The organism is Sorangium sp. So ce887, from assembly GCF_051521455.1.
Lineage (GTDB): Bacteria > Myxococcota_A > Polyangia > Polyangiales > Polyangiaceae > Sorangium.
The window spans coordinates 1711499-1730620 of record NZ_CP150354.1 but is presented as its reverse complement, the minus strand read 5'-3'; the positions used below and the strand labels follow the sequence as shown (position 1 = coordinate 1730620).

The 19122-nt window shown below is 68.6% G+C and carries 17 protein-coding genes and 3 pseudogenes; 13 read left to right on the top strand and 7 right to left on the bottom strand.

The annotated features are described in order from the left end of the window. Nucleotides 1-191: 191 nt before the first annotated feature. Nucleotides 192-317, bottom strand: coding sequence for a hypothetical protein (locus tag WMF36_RS06555; protein WP_437578738.1), 126 nt, complete (start codon nucleotides 315-317; stop codon nucleotides 192-194). 367 nt (nucleotides 318-684) lie between these two features. On the opposite strand from WMF36_RS06555, the gene WMF36_RS06550 reads away from it, so the two are divergent. From WMF36_RS06550 to WMF36_RS06500, 11 genes and pseudogenes are all read left to right on the top strand, one after another. Further along, nucleotides 685-1950: a hypothetical protein gene (locus WMF36_RS06550; RefSeq protein WP_437578737.1), complete on the top strand. Its 1266-nt coding sequence runs from the start codon at nucleotides 685-687 to the stop codon at nucleotides 1948-1950. Between the two features lie 173 nt (nucleotides 1951-2123). Next, nucleotides 2124-3929 (top strand): carbohydrate binding domain-containing protein, encoded by a 1806-nt coding sequence (locus WMF36_RS06545; RefSeq protein ID WP_437578736.1) that lies wholly within the window; start codon nucleotides 2124-2126, stop codon nucleotides 3927-3929. 230 nt (nucleotides 3930-4159) lie between these two features. After that, nucleotides 4160-5077 carry an AraC family transcriptional regulator gene (locus WMF36_RS06540; protein ID WP_437578735.1) on the top strand — a complete coding sequence of 306 codons (918 nt, stop codon included), beginning with the start codon at nucleotides 4160-4162 and terminating at the stop codon, nucleotides 5075-5077. A 236-nt stretch (nucleotides 5078-5313) separates the two neighbouring features. Beyond that, the gene (locus WMF36_RS06535) at nucleotides 5314-5721 is read left to right on the top strand and encodes a DUF6223 family protein (protein ID WP_437578734.1); all 408 of its coding nucleotides are present in this window, start codon (nucleotides 5314-5316) and stop codon (nucleotides 5719-5721) included. Between the two features lie 275 nt (nucleotides 5722-5996). Further along, the gene (locus tag WMF36_RS06530; RefSeq protein WP_437578733.1) at nucleotides 5997-6392 is read left to right on the top strand and encodes a GFA family protein; all 396 of its coding nucleotides are present in this window, start codon (nucleotides 5997-5999) and stop codon (nucleotides 6390-6392) included. 96 nt (nucleotides 6393-6488) lie between these two features. Next, nucleotides 6489-6853 (top strand): annotated as a pseudogene (locus WMF36_RS06525) (hypothetical protein). Nucleotides 6854-7292: 439 nt separating this feature from the next. After that, nucleotides 7293-7640, top strand: coding sequence for a YciI family protein (locus WMF36_RS06520; RefSeq protein ID WP_437578732.1), 348 nt, complete (start codon nucleotides 7293-7295; stop codon nucleotides 7638-7640). After that, on the top strand, nucleotides 7640-8134 hold the full coding sequence (locus WMF36_RS06515) for a DoxX family protein (protein ID WP_437578731.1): 495 nt from the start codon (nucleotides 7640-7642) through the stop codon (nucleotides 8132-8134). The genes WMF36_RS06520 and WMF36_RS06515 overlap by 1 nt, the downstream gene beginning before the upstream one ends. Nucleotides 8135-8138: 4 nt before the next feature. Then, nucleotides 8139-9371 carry an RNA polymerase sigma factor gene (locus tag WMF36_RS06510; protein ID WP_437578730.1) on the top strand — a complete coding sequence of 411 codons (1233 nt, stop codon included), beginning with the start codon at nucleotides 8139-8141 and terminating at the stop codon, nucleotides 9369-9371. A 37-nt stretch (nucleotides 9372-9408) separates the two neighbouring features. Beyond that, nucleotides 9409-9624, top strand: a pseudogene (locus WMF36_RS06505) (helix-turn-helix domain-containing protein); the annotation flags it as partial. An 860-nt stretch (nucleotides 9625-10484) separates the two neighbouring features. Beyond that, the gene (locus tag WMF36_RS06500) at nucleotides 10485-10940 is read left to right on the top strand and encodes a hypothetical protein (protein ID WP_437578729.1); all 456 of its coding nucleotides are present in this window, start codon (nucleotides 10485-10487) and stop codon (nucleotides 10938-10940) included. Between the two features lie 32 nt (nucleotides 10941-10972). On the opposite strand, the pseudogene WMF36_RS06495 reads toward WMF36_RS06500, so the two are convergent. Continuing rightward, nucleotides 10973-11926: pseudogene (locus WMF36_RS06495) on the bottom strand (IS630 family transposase); the annotation flags it as partial. A gap of 32 nt (nucleotides 11927-11958) precedes the next feature. Next, nucleotides 11959-12468: a DUF3943 domain-containing protein gene (locus WMF36_RS06490; protein ID WP_437487350.1), complete on the bottom strand. Its 510-nt coding sequence runs from the start codon at nucleotides 12466-12468 to the stop codon at nucleotides 11959-11961. A 370-nt stretch (nucleotides 12469-12838) separates the two neighbouring features. On the opposite strand from WMF36_RS06490, the gene WMF36_RS06485 reads away from it, so the two are divergent. Continuing rightward, nucleotides 12839-13585: an SDR family oxidoreductase gene (locus tag WMF36_RS06485; protein WP_437487347.1), complete on the top strand. Its 747-nt coding sequence runs from the start codon at nucleotides 12839-12841 to the stop codon at nucleotides 13583-13585. A 179-nt stretch (nucleotides 13586-13764) separates the two neighbouring features. Here WMF36_RS06485 and WMF36_RS06480 read toward each other — a convergent pair whose 3' ends face one another. From WMF36_RS06480 to WMF36_RS06470, 3 genes are read right to left on the bottom strand one after another with little or no spacing between them, the layout of a single operon-like run. Next, nucleotides 13765-14262 (bottom strand): hypothetical protein, encoded by a 498-nt coding sequence (locus tag WMF36_RS06480; protein WP_437578728.1) that lies wholly within the window; start codon nucleotides 14260-14262, stop codon nucleotides 13765-13767. Then, the gene (locus WMF36_RS06475; protein ID WP_437578727.1) at nucleotides 14237-14464 is read right to left on the bottom strand and encodes a hypothetical protein; all 228 of its coding nucleotides are present in this window, start codon (nucleotides 14462-14464) and stop codon (nucleotides 14237-14239) included. Before WMF36_RS06475 ends, WMF36_RS06480 begins: the two co-directional genes overlap by 26 nt. A gap of 24 nt (nucleotides 14465-14488) precedes the next feature. Then, on the bottom strand, nucleotides 14489-16084 hold the full coding sequence (locus tag WMF36_RS06470) for a PLP-dependent aminotransferase family protein (protein ID WP_437578726.1): 1596 nt from the start codon (nucleotides 16082-16084) through the stop codon (nucleotides 14489-14491). Between the two features lie 68 nt (nucleotides 16085-16152). On the opposite strand from WMF36_RS06470, the gene WMF36_RS06465 reads away from it, so the two are divergent. Then, a complete protein-coding gene (locus WMF36_RS06465; protein WP_437578725.1) occupies nucleotides 16153-17532 on the top strand; it encodes a hypothetical protein in 1380 nt (459 codons plus the stop codon). On the opposite strand, the gene WMF36_RS06460 is transcribed toward WMF36_RS06465, so the two are convergent. Further along, nucleotides 17430-18917, bottom strand: coding sequence for an ATP-binding protein (locus WMF36_RS06460; protein ID WP_437578724.1), 1488 nt, complete (start codon nucleotides 18915-18917; stop codon nucleotides 17430-17432). The genes WMF36_RS06465 and WMF36_RS06460 overlap by 103 nt on opposite strands. Nucleotides 18918-19122 lie beyond the last annotated feature (205 nt).

Sequence of the window (19122 nt, the reverse complement as noted above, 5' to 3'; positions counted from 1 at the left end):
GCAGGCGAGCTCGCCTCGATCGGCGCATGCCTTCGTTCATCCCGCCGCGCGGGCCGTGAACGCGAGTTGACAGCTGTCCGGCCGAAGGCGCCACTGGACCGTCTGATAATTCCTTGGACATGGTCGCGGGCGACGGCAGGAAAATGGCACGTTCATTTCTCTCTCCTCTGCGCCCTCCGCGCCTCTGTGGTTCAAAACCTCTCCTTCTCGCGCCCTTTCAACCTGTTCGACGTTCTAGCAGTCCCCTCGACGAGCCTGTTGTCGACCGGCACGACGCTGTCCCGGCTGGTGTCGTCGTGGTCGAGGATCGCCGGCACCAGCGCGAGCGTCCCGCTCGGGTTGCGTCTTTGTTTCGCCGGCTTCGCTCATCGCGACGCACGGGCCGTGAACGCGAGCACCGCGCGAGCAGTAAACGCGAGTTGACAGCTGTCCAAGCGAGGCGCTCGCAGCGCCCTCGACGAGCCTGTCATACGCTCGGCGCAAACGGGCCTCCCTTCACAATTGAACGCAAGATTCAGTCGATGGATTTTTGTTCGCCGGAGCTTGACGGTCGCGCTCGCATCGAACACTGTTCCGCCTGCATCGAAGCTGGCGCCGCTTGGATCGCTTGCCACCGGCTTCGGGGCGCGGCTCGATCCGGGCCGCGTCTAGCAGGACGTTTGCTTAGGAGGACACATACGAATCATGAATAAAATCGCTGGCTTGGCTGCCTTACTGCCGTTGCTTATCAGTTGCACCGCGGCAGTTGGAGACGAAGGTTATCCGGCAGGAGAGGAGGACTCGGAGAGCGATGTCGGCATCGCCGAACAGCACCTGATCGATCCTGGGACCATCAATTGTGACACGGGCCCTCAAGAGGTCCGCTCCCTGTGCGCGATGGCCCTGGATCGCGTGAACTCGGAGCTCGACGCCAGAGGCATCACTATCGACAGCAACGGGATTCTCTTCAAGCTCGATGATCCGACGGACAGGAAGATCGACACCGGACACTCGTGTACGGTGAGGGCCGAACAGCGGCACGCCTCTTACTCGGCGCTCCTCAAGAGCTCTGCTAGCCTGGACATCACGGGCAACTCGCTGACTCGACCGCTGGCCATCAAGCTGTCGTTGCCTGTCGAGTACTCCGCAAACATCGATGTCAACCAGACGTTCGGCTACAGGGTCCTCGGCTCCTGCAACAAGTCGGGGAGCGACAGCTACAGCCTGCGTGGCAGCTTGGCGACCACGGCAGACATCGTGCTGGGCCTGGATCTGAATCCCAAGTTCGGGCTCCGAGATAACGGAGACTACGCCATCACCCTGGAGCCCAGGGTCGCCGTGGCGACCGCGCTCCGAAACACCAACCTCGATCTGCGGGTGTCAGGCGTCAGTCCGATCACTCCCGTCGTGACGTTCGCAACCGGCTTCAGCTCGACCGTGGCCAAGTCGGTCACTGCCCTGTTCAGCGGGGACAGCGTGTCGCGCATCGTCGAGGGGAGCGCCGCCTGGGACTTCGGGGTCCCCCTCCTGCTGGGTATCGGGGCCCTGCCTCGGCCGCTCGAGGACGCGATGTTCGGCCTGATCGAGTCTCGGGGTGAACGCGAGATTGAGAGGTCCGCCGCGCGCTTCGGGCCAGGCTTGCAGGAGGCGCTGCAGCAGAAGCTGAACGCGGCCCTCAAGCTCGAGAACGGCAAGCGCGTGCTCATCGTGCGGCGAGATTTCTTGCAGCAGCTCAACGGCGGAGCGGCCCCGTCCTCGCTGTTCGTCGACGTGTGGCGTCCGCAGAACCCGCGCGCGTCGTGTGAAGCGCGGGCCAACGAGCGATGCCGGGACCAACCGTCGACCTGCGAGGCGCTCTCGCGTCAGTGCCACCAGGAAGAGCAGGAGTACCTGCGGCTGTATCCGCCCATTGCGTCCACGATCGGCAACTTGAGCCCGATGCAGCCGCGCTACGTGTCGACTTCGCCCTAGAGGGTTCGGCTTCCAGGATCGGGCCTGTTTATCTCATCCCCTTCGGTGCGACGCGGGGATCGACGTATGTAGTGACGGAGAGGATCGACGCAGCTTGGGGCCGCGATGCACGCTTCCCGTGTGCGCGAGCCCTGAGCCGGCGTTTTCCTCGTTTCAAAGAAGAAGGTTGGTTCATGGTGTCGGTTTCCAAGAGGATCAAGTTCAGAAGTCTCGCTGGGGTGCTCGCTGGTTGTGTCGGCCTGGTCGCCGCTCAGGCGTCGGCAGGCGTGGTCGTGGGTAAGCCCACCCCGCACGGCAACACGGCGTACCCCGAAGCCGGGACAACCATGGCACGGGCAGGAGCCTTCACGCTGGTCGGCGCGCTTCAAGAGCACGTGAAGATCAGCGGCGAGGCAGAGCCCACGTTCCCCAGCACGATGCAGGGCGCCGTCTATTTGATGAACGGGACGAGCACCACGCCCGAGCGCGTTTACCAGTTCCCGGGGGTCGCCCAGTTCAACCTCCAGGCCGGGAGCCAGCTCGCCATCTCGAATCGCTTCCTTGCATTCGCGACGCGAGGCACGAATACCTCCGCCTCTCCGCAAGCGAATTCGGTGTTCATCGCCCGGAACAACAACAGCTCATGGGCGGAGTGCCCCCTGGTCAGCGGTCAGCGAAACTGCAACGGCGCGGTGCGCGAGAACGGGCAGAACATCAGCCACGCGCTCACCCGCATCCCGCTCACGTACCCCGCGAACAGCAGCTTCAAAGACATCGCGCTCGCCCTGTCCGACGACTACCTCGTGATCGGCTACAAGCGACACAGCGTGCTCGAGATCTACCGCTACAACACCTCGAACGACACGTGGGTCCTCGAGCTCTCGCTCGACGAGCCGGACGAGCGCTTCACCGGCGCTGCGGTTGCGATCGACGGCGACCGGGTCGCGGTCGGCTCGCCGTGGTCCGAGGGCGGCGACGCCGGGGCCGAGCTCGGCTCGGTCCGGATCTTCCGCAGGAATGCCAGCGACAGCACCTGGAGCTCCGTGGCCATCACGAACGGCTATTTCTCTAGCGGCGCCTTCGGGCGAAGTCTCGCCATGGCTTCCGGGAACTTGGCTGTCACGTCCGGCGTGACATTCCTCGTCAACGGCGTCACGCCGCAGCAGCACCTCTCGTTCTACCGGGTGGCGGCCGACGGTGCGATCTCTGCGCACCAATCTCTGGTAACTGCCTACCCTCACGTGCACTTGGCGCTTCACGGCGACACGTTGGCCAGTACGGTCAGCGGTGGAGACGAGGGCCTTTCGCTCTACAAGCGCGCTGCCGCGTCGGGGCAGTGGGCCTACGAGTCCGGCCTGATTCGCGACTTCTACAAGAGCGTCAACAGCTCCGGCCTCGGGTACGGCGGCATCGATCCCATCGGCCTCGTAGGGGATGACCTGGTGCTCGGCTGGCGCGCCTTTTCGGGCCTGCTGGGCGGCGTGGTCCACGAGAAGGCCAGCCTGATCGACGCTTGTCGAGATCCTCTCAACCTCGTGAATAACTGTTCTTTCGATAACGTGACCAACACCGCGCTCGCGGGAAACCAGAGCAGCAGCGGCTGGCAGGTCCTCAACTGGAACGGTGCCTCGGCTTGGGCGGACTTCAACGGCCGCCAGATGCGCATCAACGTGCAGCAGCCCGGCTCCGACATGTGGCACATCCAGGCTCGCACCACGGTCAACTTGCCGCAGGCGGGACGCTACCTGCTGACATTCCGCGCCAAGGCGGACGACGTGCGCACGTTCGTGGTGAACCTGGGACGCAACGGCAACGGCGACAACAACTGGGCGAGCTACGGTCGCGTGACCGCGGCGGCGGGCCCCGAATGGGTCATCTACTCGTTCGAGCTCCCGAACGTTCCGCAGGATTCCGCAGCGTTCCTCGACTTCAACGTCGGCAACGCAGGAACCGCGGCCGTCACCGTGGATAGCGTAAAGCTCGTTCGTCTGGCGCAGTAAGCACGTCGCGCAAGTCGCAGAAGAGGGGCTAGCGAAAGCTGGCCCCTGTTCGGGTCCTGAGCAGGGGCCCGCACCCGTGCAGCTACGTCGCGGTCTGGAGCACGACCGACGAGCCGACGATCCGACGATCCTGAAGCGTGCCCTGGCGGTCCCCCAGCCGCCGAGGATCGCCACGACGCGTGCACCGAAGCCGAGCGACAGACCGACGTGGGCGACCGCCGCGCGGCGAGGTGGCCGGCGACGTGATTGCCGGCCATAGTGTCCACGTGCTGTATGTCCGCCACGTGCCGGGTCCGCCGCTTTCGGCGCACGTCGCCGAGCTCTGGTACCTTTCGGCTGCTCCGCCCCGCGCGGCTGAGCGCATCCTGCCCTCCGGTACCCTCCAGCTGGTCATCAACCTCGACGAGGACGGGCTTCGCATCTACGACGGCCCCACCATTCGCCGCTACTCCGGTGCCGCCGTGTCGGGCGCGTACCAGTCCTCCTTCGGCGTCGACACACGCGAGCACGCGTCGATGGTCGGGGTCCACTTCCGCCCCGGCGGCGCGTGGCCGTTCCTCGGCGCGCCGCCCGGCGCGCTGACCGACACGCACGTCGACCTCGCGGAGCTCTGGGGGCCGCGAGCGGCGGAGCTCCGCGAGCGCCTGTGCGCGGCGCCGGAGCCGCGCGCTCGCTTCGCGCTGCTCGAGCGCGCGCTGCTCAACCGCCTCTCGAATGCGCGCCCCGGTCATCCCCTGGTGCCGCACGCGATCGCGGCGCTCGAGGGAGGCGAAAGGCGCGTCGCCGACGTCGCGGCCACGCTCGGCATCAGCCACCGCCGGCTCATCGACGTGTTCACCGCCGAGACCGGCCTCGCCCCGAAGACCTTCGCTCGGATCACACGCTTTCGGCGGGCGCTCTCGCGGGCCGAGAGGGAGCGCGATCCGGACTGGGCCCGGCTCGCTGCCGCGTCAGGGTTCTGCGATCAGTCGCACCTGATCCGCGAGTTCGTGGCCCTCTCCGGTGATTCGCCGACCGCGCTCATCGCGCAGTCCTCGCGCGAACGCGTCAAGTTGCACCACATCGCCATCGCCGCGTCAGCCGCGCCGGATGGGGCGCGGGGAAGGCGCCGGCAACACGCCCGACCTCGAGGTGTCCTGACCCGATGACCGCGAAGGATCGGCCCGGCGCCGGGGCGCACCGCAGCGCGACCGGCGACGAACCCGACGGCTTCCAATTTATCCAAGACCGGGTTGCCCGCCGGGGGTAGACGTGGGTCATGACGCAACGCTTGCTCCAAGTTGACACAGAGGTCGGCGATCCTGGGAAGAAGTGCAAAGGGGTCCCGCAGGCGGCCGCACGACCGCGCGAGACCGTTGGGGTGATCGGGGCAAGGAAGCGCTTCATGACACGCACCCGATCGCGGATCCGGGTCGCCGCCGCCGCAGCCGCCCTGCTCGGAGGGGTCTGGCTTGCCGCACCGGCGGCCGCGCAAGGTGTTATCGGCACCGGCTCCGGGCGAACCGGGGCCACCGTGGCCGCGGTGGTGGCGCTGATCGGCGTGGTCGTCGGTGGGCTGGCTCTGGCCCGCTCCGTCGGTCGTATCGGCACCGGCAACGGGCGAGACGGGGCCATCGTGGCCCTGGTGTTAGGGCTGCTCGGCATGGTCCTCGCTGGGCTGCACCTGGCCACCTCCACCGGGGGTATCGGCACCGGCAACGGGCGAGCCGGGGCCATCGTGGGCCTGGTGCTGGGGCTGCTCGGCATGGTCCTCGGTCGGCTGGCTCTGGCCCGCTCCCGCCGTAGCGGCTGAGCACCTGTGGCTTCGACGGCTTCGACGCGCGGAGCCGCACGGTGACGACGAACCTCGGCGAGGGCTCGAACGGCGAGATGGGCCTCAAAGTCCTCCTGCTGCCGGAGCTAGACGGATCTACCCTATGACGCTGGACAGCATTTGGGCCTTGCGGCGCAGCGCCGATCCGTGAGACTTTCCGTGGGAGAGGTCACAAGGCGACGAGCTAGATAGACCTGGTCCGGCGGCTTCGGTTGACCAATCGACTGATAGTTGGGTGCCCGAGGGGAATTCACATGCCCGACCGTGTCGCCTCCTGCAGTTGTGGTCAGCTCAAGGCTCGAGTTACCGGCGAGCCTGTGCGTGTCTCCATTTGCCACTGCTTGGCCTGTCAGCGCCGAACTGGCAGCGTCTTCGGGCAGCAAGCCAGGTTTCGGCGCGAGGACGTCTCGCTCTCTGGCGCCTCGTCCGAGTACGTGCGCGTGGGCGACGAAGGCTCTCATAGCAAGTTCCACTTCTGTCCAAGCTGCGGATCGACCGTCTACTACGAGTCTGAGGGAATGGAAGAATACTTGGCAATCCCTGTTGGAGCGTTCGCTGATCCAAGCTTTCCAGCGCCGCTCGTCTCTGTTTACGAGGCTCGAATGCACAGCTGGGTCATTCCTCCTCCCGACGCCGAGCACATCCCATGAGCAATCAGCCACCTGACCCCTCGATCGAGCGGACATGCCCCGGCGAGCCGGGCCAGGCCGCTCATGTCGAACGTTAGCCCGCTTCAGGAGCACGTAATTCGACCCTTTCGGTATTCCATCAACGTCACATTGGACGGGTGCTGCGATCATCGTGCAATATCCGCGGACGAAGACTTGCATCGTCACGCGGCCGAGAACCTCGAGCAGGCCGATGCCCTCCTCTTTGGCCGTGTGACTTACGAATTGATGGAGGCAGCGTTTCGGCCGCCGGCGCGGACGGGAGCGAGGCCTGATTGGATGGAACCCTTCGCCCGGACGATCGACGCGGCAAAGAAGTACGGCTAGCGGGCCATGGGCCGACGTTGTTCGCGGGGCTATCGAAGGTTGTCGACTTGAAGCTCGTGAGCCGGCTGGAGTTCGGCTCGGGGGCGGTGGCGATGCGGTATGAGCCGAGAAGGTAGCCATGGAGACTGAAGTCTACGCGCCCGCAGGTCGCCTTCTACTGTAGTGCCGCCAGCCGCCGACCTCGGCGGCGAGCTTGTGGAGGGTGGCGCTCACGAGGTGGTGGCTCGTCCCCTTCGGGAGGCGGATCTCGATCTGCGGCTCGGAGCTCCCGTAGCGGCCCTCGCCGTGGCTGACGCCGGGCTTCCTGATACACTTCGGGCGGATCGGGGCCGAGGTCGCAGCGCCGACCCCATGGATCGTGCCCCCAGACCCTGCGGCGGCCAATCCGATGGGGCGAAGGACGGCCCGCCGACCTCACGCGTCGGCTTCGCGCTCTTCTGCACGCTGCCGCTGTGGGGTAGATTCTTCGGGGGCCGGTAGAAATCCCTGAGGCTCGCCCGTCATTGTCACAGCGGGACATGCGGTTCCGCCAGAGGAGCCCACGACATGCGATTCATGATGCTGATCCACCACGACGAACCCGGCCTCGCCGCGGCCCCGCAGAAGGAACTCTGGGCCGAATACGCGGCCTTCAACGAGGCGCTAGCCAAGGCCGCCGGCTCTGCTCCGGGTGAGCGGCTGCAGCCGAGCTCGGCGGCGACCACCGTGCGCCAGCACGACGGCAAGACCGATGTGCTCGATGGCCCCTATGCGGACACGAAGGAGCAGTTCGCCGGCTACTTCTTCGTCGAAGCCCCGAGCCTCGACGAGGCGATCGCCTGGGCCAAGCGCTGCCCCTCGAGCAAATACGGGTCGATCGAGATCCGTCCCGTCATGGATCCCCACGCGGGTGGGAAGCGCTGATGGTGTCGGGCGAGGCCATCCGTGCTGCCGAAGCGCGCGGTGTCCCCGGCAGCGGCAGCAGTCCACATGACGGGCAAACCATGAAGCTGACCGCGAGGTCGATCGGGTACTGGATAACGACGGGGATCGTCGTGTTCGCGATGACCAGCGGAGGTATCGCTGAGCTCGCGCAACGACCGGAGACGATCGACGGCATGAAGCATCTCGGTTATCCTGTGTATTTCGTGATGTTCATCGGCGTGTGGAAGCTGCTCGGCTCGCTGGCGCTCCTGGCCCCAGGATTCCCGAGGGTCAAGGAGTGGGCCTATGCCGGCATCTTCTTCAACATGACGGGCGCAGCGGTGTCCCACCTGGTTTGCCGCAGTCCCGCGTGGCACGTCCCCGTGACGCTGGGCTTCGCCGCTCTCGCCGTCGCTTCGTGGGCACTTCGGCCGGCAAGCCGGACCCTCGGCCGCCGGTCGATCGTGGCCCCCCAGGTAGACCAGAAGGAGTGATGTGATGGACGAGGCCGGTCGTGCTGCCGAGCGCGTGGCGCGCGAAAGCTACGGCCGCCTCGTCGCCTTCCTGAGCGCGCGCACCCGCGACGTGGCGGGCGCCGAGGACGCGCTCGGCGAAGCCTTCACGTCAGCCCTGCGCGTGTGGCCGGTGGACGGCGTACCGGACAATCCGGACGCCTGGCTACTGACCGCGGCGCGCCGACGGCAGACCGACACGGTTCGCCGAACGCAGACCCGCAAGGCCGGGGAGGAGCACCTGCAGCTGATCGGCGACGAGATCGAAGCGGTGGCAGACGAGCAGGACGTGATCCCGGACCGCCGACTCGCCCTGATGTTCGCCTGCGCCCATCCGGCGATCGAGCGCGCCGCGCGCACGCCGCTGATCCTTCAGACCCTCCTCGGCCTGAGCGCCGAGGATATCGCCGCTGCCTTCATGATTCCGCCCAAGACCATGGGGCAGCGGTTGGTCCGGGCCAAGACCCGCATTCGCAACGCAGGCATTCCCTTTCGCGTGCCCGACCCGGAAGAGCTGCCCGAACGCCTCGACGCCGTTCTTGACGCGATCTATGCCGCTTACTCCAAAGGCTGGAACGAGGTGGGCGACGACGCCATCCCCGAGCTCGCCGACGAGGCGATCTGGCTTGGCCACATGGTCGTCTCCCTGCTCCCCGACGAACCCGAAGCGAAGGGCATGTTGGCGTTGATGTTCTACACCGCCGCCCGCCGCGCGGCCCGGCGCGACGCGGCCGGTGCCTATGTGCCGCTCGAACAACAGGACACGGGTCTCTGGAATAACTCACTGATCGCGCTCGCCGAAGACCTGCTACATCAGGCGAACGCTGCGGGGCCGAGCGGTCGCTACCAGATCGAGGCGGCGATTCAGTCCGCGCATGTCGCCCGCCGCCTGGCCGGCTTCTCCAGCTGGCCGGCGGTGGTTGCGCTCTACGACCATCTGCTGGCACGCACTGGCTCGCCGGTGGTCATCCTCAACCGGGCTGTCGCGCGCGCCGAGGTGGACGGTCCGCGCGCCGCACTTGCCGATCTGGCGCCGCTTGAGGCGGACAAACGCATGCTCTCCTACCAGCCCTACTGGGCCGCAAAGGGTCACCTGCTCTCCCGCGCCGGCGACACGGCCCCGGCCGTCGAGGCGCTGACCATCGCCATCGGACTCACAACCGACGAGGCCCTGAAGGCATACCTTCTGAAACGGTTGGTGTCGCTACAAGCGACCTGAGGCTGATGGAGCGCGAGATCCTAGAAAAGGCGGCGGCGAGAAGGTTGAAACGACGCCCCATGCCTACCTAACCCATTGGCGCATGATGCTGGCCGCAGAGAGGCTAACCACTTCGCACGATTCGATCTCCGCAGTGTCCATCGCACTGGGACACGAGTCGGAAAGCGCGTTTAGCTTGGCGTTCAAGAAGGTCATGGGCTGTTCTCCGCGGCAGTACGAACTGAGACAACGTGTTCCTCGGCGAACCAGATAGCCGCGGCCCTGCAAACCAGACCAGTGAAGACGCTGTGCGACGAAGCCGGTGTCTCTATCGGCACTTCACAACGAACTTGAGAAGTTCGACGCGGCAATCGCTCCGGGACAGGTGCGCCAGTGTCGCTGCGACGCGCACGGCAAAGCGAGCATCTCGTTGTCCGCTGCATGCGTATTCCGACCTGATTCGGTCACCCATTTCGGTTAGCCCCGATCACCTGTTTTGGTCAGACCCGATCGCCGATTCCGGCGGACCCGATCACCCGTTTCGGTCGACCCGATCGCTGATTTCGACGGGGTCGAGTTCCTACCGTTTCCTGGCGGGCGGTTCGCCGTTGGCGATGAAACGACGCCACTGTGGCCCGAGCGCACTGTCACGTTGTCGCCCGCGTACATCACGATGGAGTCCTGGCCGGGCGAGGCGGAAAGACGTTCAAGATGCAGGCTGTCACCACGTCTCCAGACCGTACGAGGACCGGAGCCCATTCGGCACTGGACTACCGCCGATGCGGCCTGCCGCTCCGGCGGGGAGTAACCGACCGGCCATCGCCATGGGCACGGCCCCTTGCGGCTCTCGCCGGGGTCGACGATGCTGGGCGCGGGGCGGCGTCGGCCCGCGACTCGGCGCCGAGGATAGCCTCGCGCAAAGCCATTCCGACCTGTCAAGAATTTCCCGCCAACGACCGGCAGTTGACATAACGTACAAAAGTACGATTTACTGATCCGCCTACAAAGACCAACAGATCCAACGAGTTCACTCGGCTGTGTAATGTTGTCTGCACCACGCTGGGCTTGACCAAGTTCGAATAGAGATGTTACGAAGGTTGGTCTGTTAGGACGGGAAAAAGGGCAGGAAAATAAATGAAGATCACTATGCGGGCGGTCGTTGCGTGCGGTCTTGTTTTCGGGGCAGCGGGGCTAGCTGCGACAGCTGCACGGGCAGGCATGAAGAGCGCGTATGAGGTGTCCATTGTCGGCATTCTCATGGCGCCCAACAACCATCAGGCGACCCGGGCCTCGGGCTCGGTGGGGAGCACGCGAGCGAGCGCGGACGGCACTCAGTACATTGGCTGCGGAACAAAGGTTGATTTCAACAACGCTTCGGTTCTGGGAACTTGCTGGGCGAAGGATGCGAACGGTTACCGAGTGGAGTGCACCATTTGGTCAAGCGGCCTAGGCATCGAATACATCAATCAAATGCGCGCCATTGGCCCGCAGAGCTACATCGAATTCACCTATGCCGGGCTTGGCACCTCCGGTCAGTGCACGAGCCTATACGTGGAAAATGGAAGCAATATTCGACCGTCCGCGCCCTAACTAGCTAGTGTCCCGTTCCTGAAGAACGCGCACTAAGTCCTCTCGCCGTGGGTATCGAGCGTGCGCTGCGCGAACCGAGCGATGCTCGCGAGGATTTCGTCCGCCGTCTTGGTCCAGATGAACGGCTTCGGGGCCTCGTTGTGTGCGTCGAGGAACTCTTTGATCGCGCTCTCCAGCGCGCGGACGCTGCGATGGGCGCCGCGCTTGATCTGTCGCGCTGTGAGCAACCCGAACCAGCGCTCGACGAGGTTGAGCCACGAGCCGTAGGTCGGCGTGAAGTGGATGTGGAAGCGCGGGCGCTTGGCGAACCATGCGCGGATCGCGGCCGTTTTGTGGGTCCCGTAGTTGTCGACGATGACGTGGACGTCGAGGTCGGCGGGCACGTTCACCTCGATCGTGTCCAGGAACTTGCGGAACTCCACCGCGCGATGGCGGCGGTGGCAGGCGCCGATCACTTTGCCGGTCTTGATGTCGAGCGCAGCAAACAGCGACGTCGTCCCGTGGCGCTCGTGGTCGTGGGTGCGCCGCTCCCCCTGCCCGGGGCGCATCGGAAGCAGCGGCTGGGTCCGGTCGAGTGCCTGGATCTGGGACTTCTCGTCGACGCACAGCACCAGCGCCTTATCAGGCGGGTTCATGTACAGCCCCACGATGTCGCGGACCTTGTCGATGAGCTGCGGGTCCTTGGACAGCTTGAAGGTCTCGGTCCGATGGGGCTGCAGGCCGAAGGCGCGCCAGATGCGGCTGATGGTCATGCGGCTCAGCCCGACCTGCTTGGCCATCTGCCGCGTGCTCCAGTGCGTCGCGCCGCGCGGCGTGGATTCGAGCGTCTTGACGACGACCTGCTCGATCGTCTCGTCAGAGACCGTGCGCGACACGCCGGGTCTCGGCTCGTCGAGCAACCCCTCCAGCCGCTCGCGTACGAAGCGTCCCCGCCACTTGCTGACCGTCCCCGGTCGGGTGCCCAGCTTCTTCGCCACGGTCTGGTTGTCGAGCTTGCCCGCTTTTCAGGGACGGGACACTAGCAGTCGAAGACCCCGGCGCCCCGCTCGATCTCGCCGAATGGATCCATGAGCGCGCGCACGAGCACGCGCGCCGGTGCGCTCTCGATGCCCCCGGCCGCGCGCCACGTCGCATAGCGGAGCTCGCCCAGGAGCGCCCCGGCGAGCGGCGTGTAGACGAGGTCGAGCGCCGAGGGGCGGACGCCGTTGGCCTCGTAGCCGTACTCCCAGAGGTGGGTGCCGGCGATGGCGAAGGCGACCGCGGCCGGCACGCCGAAGCGGCAGCTCCGCGCCCTGAAGTAGATCTCGCTCCCGAGCAGGCCATGACCGATCACGTTGATCGGCCACGGGTCGTGATCCCACCGGAAGGCGGGCTGAGCGGCGTCGAAGAGCGGCGGCTTCGTGAGCGCCTCGCCATAGTGGTATCCCCAGCGCTCCGGGCGAAAGTCGGCGAACGGCTCGGGCCACAGCACCGCTTCCACGCTGCGGGTCACCGTGAACACGGCCAGGGTGTGCACGATCGGCGGCACCCAGGCAGGCTCCGCGGTCCCGTCCGTGATCTCGCCAGGCCACGCCCCGGGCGCACGGGCCCGAGGGGCGCGTTCCGGAGGAGCGGCCGGTCCGTCCGGCGGAAAGGCCGAATCGACCGGCGGTGCCGTCACCGGCGGTGCCGTCACCGGCGGTGCCGTCACCGGCGATGTCGTCGCGGACCGGCCGGCGCACGCGGACGATAGGACGGCGAGGACAGCGGCGGCGTACGGGCGGATCAGGGCCATCGGAACATCTGGCGCGGCGCGCGCGCCCGGAGACGGCGGCCGGACACGAGTCTAGCGCGCCGACGACCCCGGCGACCCCGGCGATGCGCCGGCCTCCCCGGCGCCCGGGTTATCCTCCCGCCCCATGGCCGGGATCATGATCGTCACGGGCGGCAGCCGCGGGATCGGCGCCGCCACGGCGCTGCTCGCCGCGAGCCGAGGCTACGCGGTCGCGGTGAGCTACCTGCGCGACGCGCTCGCCGCCGCCAGGGTGGTCGACGAGATCCGCGCCCACGGCGGCGTCGCCCTCGCCATCGCGGCCGACGTGAGCGCGGAGGACGACGTCGTGCGCCTCTTCCAGACCGTCGACGACGCCCTGGGCCCCGTCACCGCGCTCGTGAACAACGCCGGCGTGCTCGATCGCCAGGCGCGCCTCGAGGACATGACCGCGGCGCGCGTGCAGCGCGTCCTTGCCACGAACGTCGTCGGCACCTTCCTGTGCGCGCGCGAGGCGGTCCGGCGCATGTCCACGCGCCGCGGCGGCGCGGGAGGCGCCATCGTGAACGTCTCGTCGAGGGCGTCGCAGCTCGGCTCCCCGGGCGAGTACATCGACTACGCCGCCTCGAAGGCCGCCGTCGACACGCTCACGATCGGCCTCGCGAAGGAGGTCGCCGCGGAGGGCATCCGGGTCAACGCCGTGCGGCCCGGGATCATCGCGACCGACATCCACGCGAGCGGCGGCGATCCAGGGCGCGTCGAGCGGCTCCAGGCGAGCCTGCCGCTGGGCCGCGCCGGCAGCCCCGAGGAGGTCGCGCACGCCATCCTGTGGCTCGCCTCCAGCGAGTCCTCCTACTGCACCGGCTCCCTCCTGGACGTCGCCGGCGGCCGCTGAGCCCCGCCGGACCGCCCTCGCTTCAGCGCCGCTCGCCCGCGCCGATCGTCCATGCTCGCGGTGCAACCCCAGCTCGCCGTGGTGCGGCGGCTCGGTGAGCGCCGCACCGGGCCGTCGAAGGTCACGCGCCTCGAACGCGTACATCAGGCTGGTTCCTCGATGCAGGTTTCCGTTTGACCTTACTTATCGCGTTCCTGCAGCGTTGCGATCAGAACAGGTAAAACCATGCGATCTTTCGGCCGCCCGGCTTTGGCCTTTACCGCGATCAAGGTAGGTAGGTCGAGCACCCGCAACGTTCGACCCTCATCGATGATCAACTGGCTATGCGGAAGCAGCTCTTCGTATCCCTGGCCTACATCCAGCTCACAAAGTGGATCAATTGGCCCGAGTGACGTCGACAGATTGATCTGCCCCGTGCCAGCCAGCAACTCCGCGGTAGGGCGCAGACCCCGATTGGCAAGGTCATGGCGCATCGTCGCGTCGAGGCTCAGCAGAACATCGAGCAGTCGAGCGACATTGTCCGAGCTCCTTCGATGGACGATTTCGAGGTCGCTGGTCGTGTTCGGCGCCCCCTGGATCACGGCCGCAGCACCTCCAACGATGATGAACTCCACGCCCGCGTCGCAAAGCTTCGTGAGCAGAGCAGGGAAATCAGCCGCGCTGGGATGTCGCCGCATCGCGGATCCTCGCAAGAGTCTGCGCCATTCTGGACGCCGATCGAAGCCGGTCCCAAGGTGACTGCCGGAGCGAGAGATGGATCAGCGTGCGGTCCACGTCATCGATCGCTTCGCGGACGTCTGGATCCAGCGTCTCTATGAGGGCGGAGAGCATCGTTGGCTGAGCCTCGGTCGGCAGCAGGTCGGGCGCTCTGGTCTTCACGCGGTTCAGCATACCACCGAAAGTTCACGAAGGCCTCGCGGCGGGCCCCGCGCGACCGCGGCAGGATGCGCCGGCCTCGCCCGCGCCGATCGCCTCGCTCACCACGGCCGCAAGCGTCCGCGCCGCCTCCCGGAGCGAGGGCTCCGCGTGCGCCCCGAACCCCAGGATGAGCCCGGGCGCGCGCGGCGTCCCGGAGCGCGACCCCCCCGCGCGCCCCGCCGCGCTGCGCGAGAGCGGCAGCGCGTCCACGCCCCGCGCCGCCAGCGCCCGCACGACGGCGACGTCGTCCGAGCCCGCCGGCAGATCGAGCGTCAGCACCGAGCCCCCCGCGGGGGCGCGCGCCCGCGCCGCGCCCGGCAGCACGAGCCCGAGCTCCGCGAGCAAGAGATCGCGGCGGCGCCGCGTCGCCTGCTTCAGCTTCCGGAGGTGGCGCGCGAAGTGCCCCTCGTCGATGAAATCGGCGAGCGCCGCCTGCAGCAGGTAGGGCGGGGAGCGCGTCGACGCCGCGCGCACCTGGGCCACGGCGCGCACCAGCGCCGGCGGCACGATCATGAAGCCGAGGCGCAGGCCCGGGAACAGCGAGCGGCTGAAGGTCCCCACGTGGATCACGCGGTCCCTCACGCCCTCGATGTCGAGGCCGAGGAGCGAGGGCAGCGGCGAGCCGTCGAACCGCAGCTCGCCCTCGTAGTCGATCTCGACGATCACCGCCCCCGCCTTGCCGGCCCAGGACAGGAGCTCGAGGCGCCGCGGCAGCGTCAGCCGCGCCCCGGAGGGGAACGCATAGGCCGGCGACACGAACGCGACCCGCGCGCGCGGCGCCCGGCGCGCGCCGACGTGCACGCGCAGCCCGTCCTCGTCGACCGGGACCGCGACCAGCCGGGCGCCCGCCATGCGCACCGCCGCGCGGAGGGCGAGCGGCCCCGGGTCCTCCACCCACGCGGCGTCGCCCGGGTCGAGCAGCGAGCGGCAGCAGAGGTCCAGCGCGCCCTGGGAGCCCTCCGTGATGAAGACCTGGTCGACCGTCGCGCGCACGCCGCGGGCCACCGCGACGTGGTGGAGCACCGCGCGCCGGAGCAGCGGCGCGCCCCGCGGATCGTGGTGGAGCGCGCCTTCGGCCGACATCGAGCGGAAGCGGCGCGCGAGGCACCGCTCGAGGATGCGCCACGGGAGGAGCTCGAGGTCCGGCAGGCCGACGCCGAACGGGCGCGAGCGCGCGCGCCTGTCGAGGAGCGCGTCGAGCCGGTCGGGGGGCACCACCGCCGCGAGCCGCCGCGCGCTCCTCGACAGGCGCGGCGGGGCCGCCGCGGGCTGGACGCGGGCGGCGCCCTGCCCCCCCGCGCGCGCCGGCACGTGGGCAACGACAGGCGCCCGGCGAGGGCGGACCACGATCGTGCCGTCCGCGGCCAGCGCTTCGTACGCGGCCACGGCGGTGTTGCGCGACACGCCGAGCTCCCGCGCGAGCTCGCGCGACGACGGGAGCAGGCGATCCGGCTGGAGGACGCCCTCGAGCACGGCGCGGCGCAGCTGCTCGACCAGCTGGGCCGCCAGCGTCGCCGGCGCGCCGCGCTGCAGGCGGAGGAAGGCGTGGGCGGCGTGAGGGGCGGAGGACGCTGGCACCATCGAAACCCGCTGCGGTGGCACTTTCCAGGGTGCCAGATCCGCGGCACGGTGTCGACGAGGAGCCCGCCATGCCCACCGCCGACGACCTCACGACGCAGGCCACCGCTCGCCCGGGGCAGGCCACCGCCGGCCCGCCGCGGGCGCTCGCCGACGGCAGGACGGGCGAGCTGTCGTCGCGCATCGCGCGCCGCGCGGCCGAGGCGCACGCCGGTGAGCCGCTCGATCGGCTCCTCGCGGAGGGCCTCCCGGGCAACGAGCTGACCACGCTCCTGCTCCACTGCCTGCGCCAGCGCGCGCTCCGGCGGAGCTTCGCCGAGGTCCTCGATCACGCCGAGCGGGCGCCCATGACCCACGCCTCGGCCGTGGACGCCCGGCGGATCCACGCCTTCGACGCGGCGGCGTACGCGGCGGCGGCGGGGTTCGAGGCGGTGGATCTCGCGCCGGTCGGGCCGCTCGGCGCCACGGCGTGCGCGGGCGTCGAGCCGAACAACGTGCTCGCGACGGTGCGCTTCGCCGAGGTCGCCGCGGACCCGACCACGGGGCTCGCGCTGCACGCGGCGCGGCGCCGGCGCGAGACCCGGCGCGGCGAGCCGCTGCGCTTCTGCGCGAGCCAGCGCGTGCTGCGCATGCAGCCCACGAAGCACCCGGGCTTCACGCCCCACTTCCGCCTGTTCGCCCTCGTGACCGCGGCCCGCTCGCCCGGGCGGGGCGAGGACGACGCGTGCGAGCGGCGCGCCCTGCTCGAGCACCTCGTCGTCTGGGCCGACCTGGTCCGTGCGCTGCCGTCCGCCGGCTTCCGCGCGGCGGGCCTGCGCGTGGTCCTCTCCGACACGGCCGTGGTCCGGGCGTGCCTCGGCGCGCGCGGCCTCGACGCGGACGCGCTGGCGCAGCGGGCGAAGGCGCACGAGCCCGGGTCGTCGGAGGCGGCCCTGCGCGAGGCCTCCGTCGACCTGCCGCGCGCCGCGGCGGACTACGCGGGCGCCGTGCGCTCGCTCGGCCTCGGCCCGGAGCTCGTCGCGCGCGCCGAGCGCTGGGTCGCCGAGGTGGGCGAGCCGCTCTCGCGCGCGCGGCCGGAGGTCGAGATCGTCCACGATCTCGCGCGGTTGCAGGGGCTTGGTTACTACGCCGGGCCGTTCGTCCAGCTCGTCGTCCGGCGGGACGACGGCCTCGAGCTCCCGCTCGGGGACGGGGGCGCGGTGCCGTGGCTCGGCGCGCTGCTCTCGAACCGCCGCGAGCGCATGGTCGCGACCGGCCTCGGGACCGAGATGCTCGTGAAGCTCTTCGATCGATCGGACTCGGACGCTCGGGCCGGCGAGGCTCGACCGGAGGAATCGCGACGGGCGCCTCATCCGCCTCGATGCGGGTCGATTCCTGCCGAGAGCACGGGGACCTCCTCCGCGGCGGGGGCCTGGTGCGCGGCCGGCTCGGCGACCGGGAGCGTGAAGTAGAACCGGGCGCCGCGCCCGACCTCGCTCTCCGCCCAGATGCGGCCGCCGTGCGCATCGACGATCCCCTTGGCGATGTAGAGCCCCAGCCCGGTGCCCCTCTCCCCCGGCGCCTCCACCTTCCAGAACCGCTCGAAGATGCTCGAGAGGTTCTCGCGGGGGATCCCCGGCCCCGTATCGACGACGGCGAAGCGGACCGTCGTCCCCTCCCGGTCGACCGAGAGGGTCACGCGACCGCCCCGGGGCGTGAACTTCAGCGCGTTCCCGAGCAGGTTCGAGAGCACCTGGAGCACGCGCTCCCGTTCCGCGCAGATCACGAGATCGGGCTCGTTCACGCTCTGCTCGAACCGGACCTGCCTGGATTCGGCGAGGGGCCCGAACATCTCCAGCGTCTCGCGCAGGAGATCGTCCACCGCGCACGGCGCCGGCGTCACGGAGAACTTGTAGGCTTCCATCGTCGCCGCGTCGAGCATGGTCCTGATGAGGTGCTCCATCCGCTTGGCGACGTGCTCGATCGACGCCGCTTGCTGCCGCACGCTCTCGGAGTCCCCTGTCCTTCGCAGCCGCGCGGCCTTCAGCGTGATGGCGCTGAGCGGGTTGCGCAGGTCATGGGCCACGATGCCCATGAGATCGTCGCGGGCCGCCACCGCCTTGCGCGCGGCCTCGCGCGCCTCCCGCACCTGGTGGTACAGGCCGCCGAGGCGCCTCGTGAAGTACCACGCGATCCCGAGGCTGGCCGACACCAGCAAGCCCAGCAGGCTGTACAGCCGCAGCGTGAGCTCGGCTCGTTCCGCCCTCGCGTCGACATAGAGGTTCTCGACGACCCTCTCCTTGTAGTCGGTGAGGCGCACGAGGGAGAGCTCGACATCCTCGCGAAGCGGCCGCAGCTCCTCCTCGAATCGACGCGCAATCCACGTCGGGTCCTCGGAGAGTTGCCGGGCGGCGAACAGCTCTTCCTGGAGCCGTATGAATCTCCCGGCCGACCGCTCGACGTCCGCGAGCAGCTCGAGAGCCGTCGGGCTGAGCGGCCGGCGGCGAAGCGCGCGGACGTTCTCACGGAAGAGCGCCTTGGCGTCCTCGGCGTCGGTGAGGAGATCGCGCTTTCCGGAAATGAGGTAGCCCCTGCCGTGAGACACGATGAGCTCGCAGCTCCAGTGGAGCCGCTCCACGAGCGTGATCTCGCGCTCCTTGGCGCTCAGACGCTCGCTCTGAGCGTCTGCCACGGACGAGAACCGCCGGACCGAGAACGCCATCCCGACCGCCAGGAGCAGGGTCAGGATGGCGTAGCCCGTCCTCGCCGTGGCCTCGAAGCGCGTCCGCGTCGGCATGACCGAGGTTCCTTCCTGCTCTCGACGGGGCCAGCGGATCAGGGGGCCTCGCTCCTTCATGGAGGGTCCTTCTCCTTCTCCTTCTCCCTCTCAAAAGCTAGGCCGGGCGGCGCGGAGAGCAAGCTGCCCCCCGGGAGCCGTGCCGGAACGACGTCGGGCGCGCCGGCGGCGAACGGGAGCATGGCAGGGCGCCGGGAACATCGTGAGCCCCCTGGAAACATGGCGGCTCGATTCGCTGCCTCTGTGCTGGTTCGACACAGCGGGA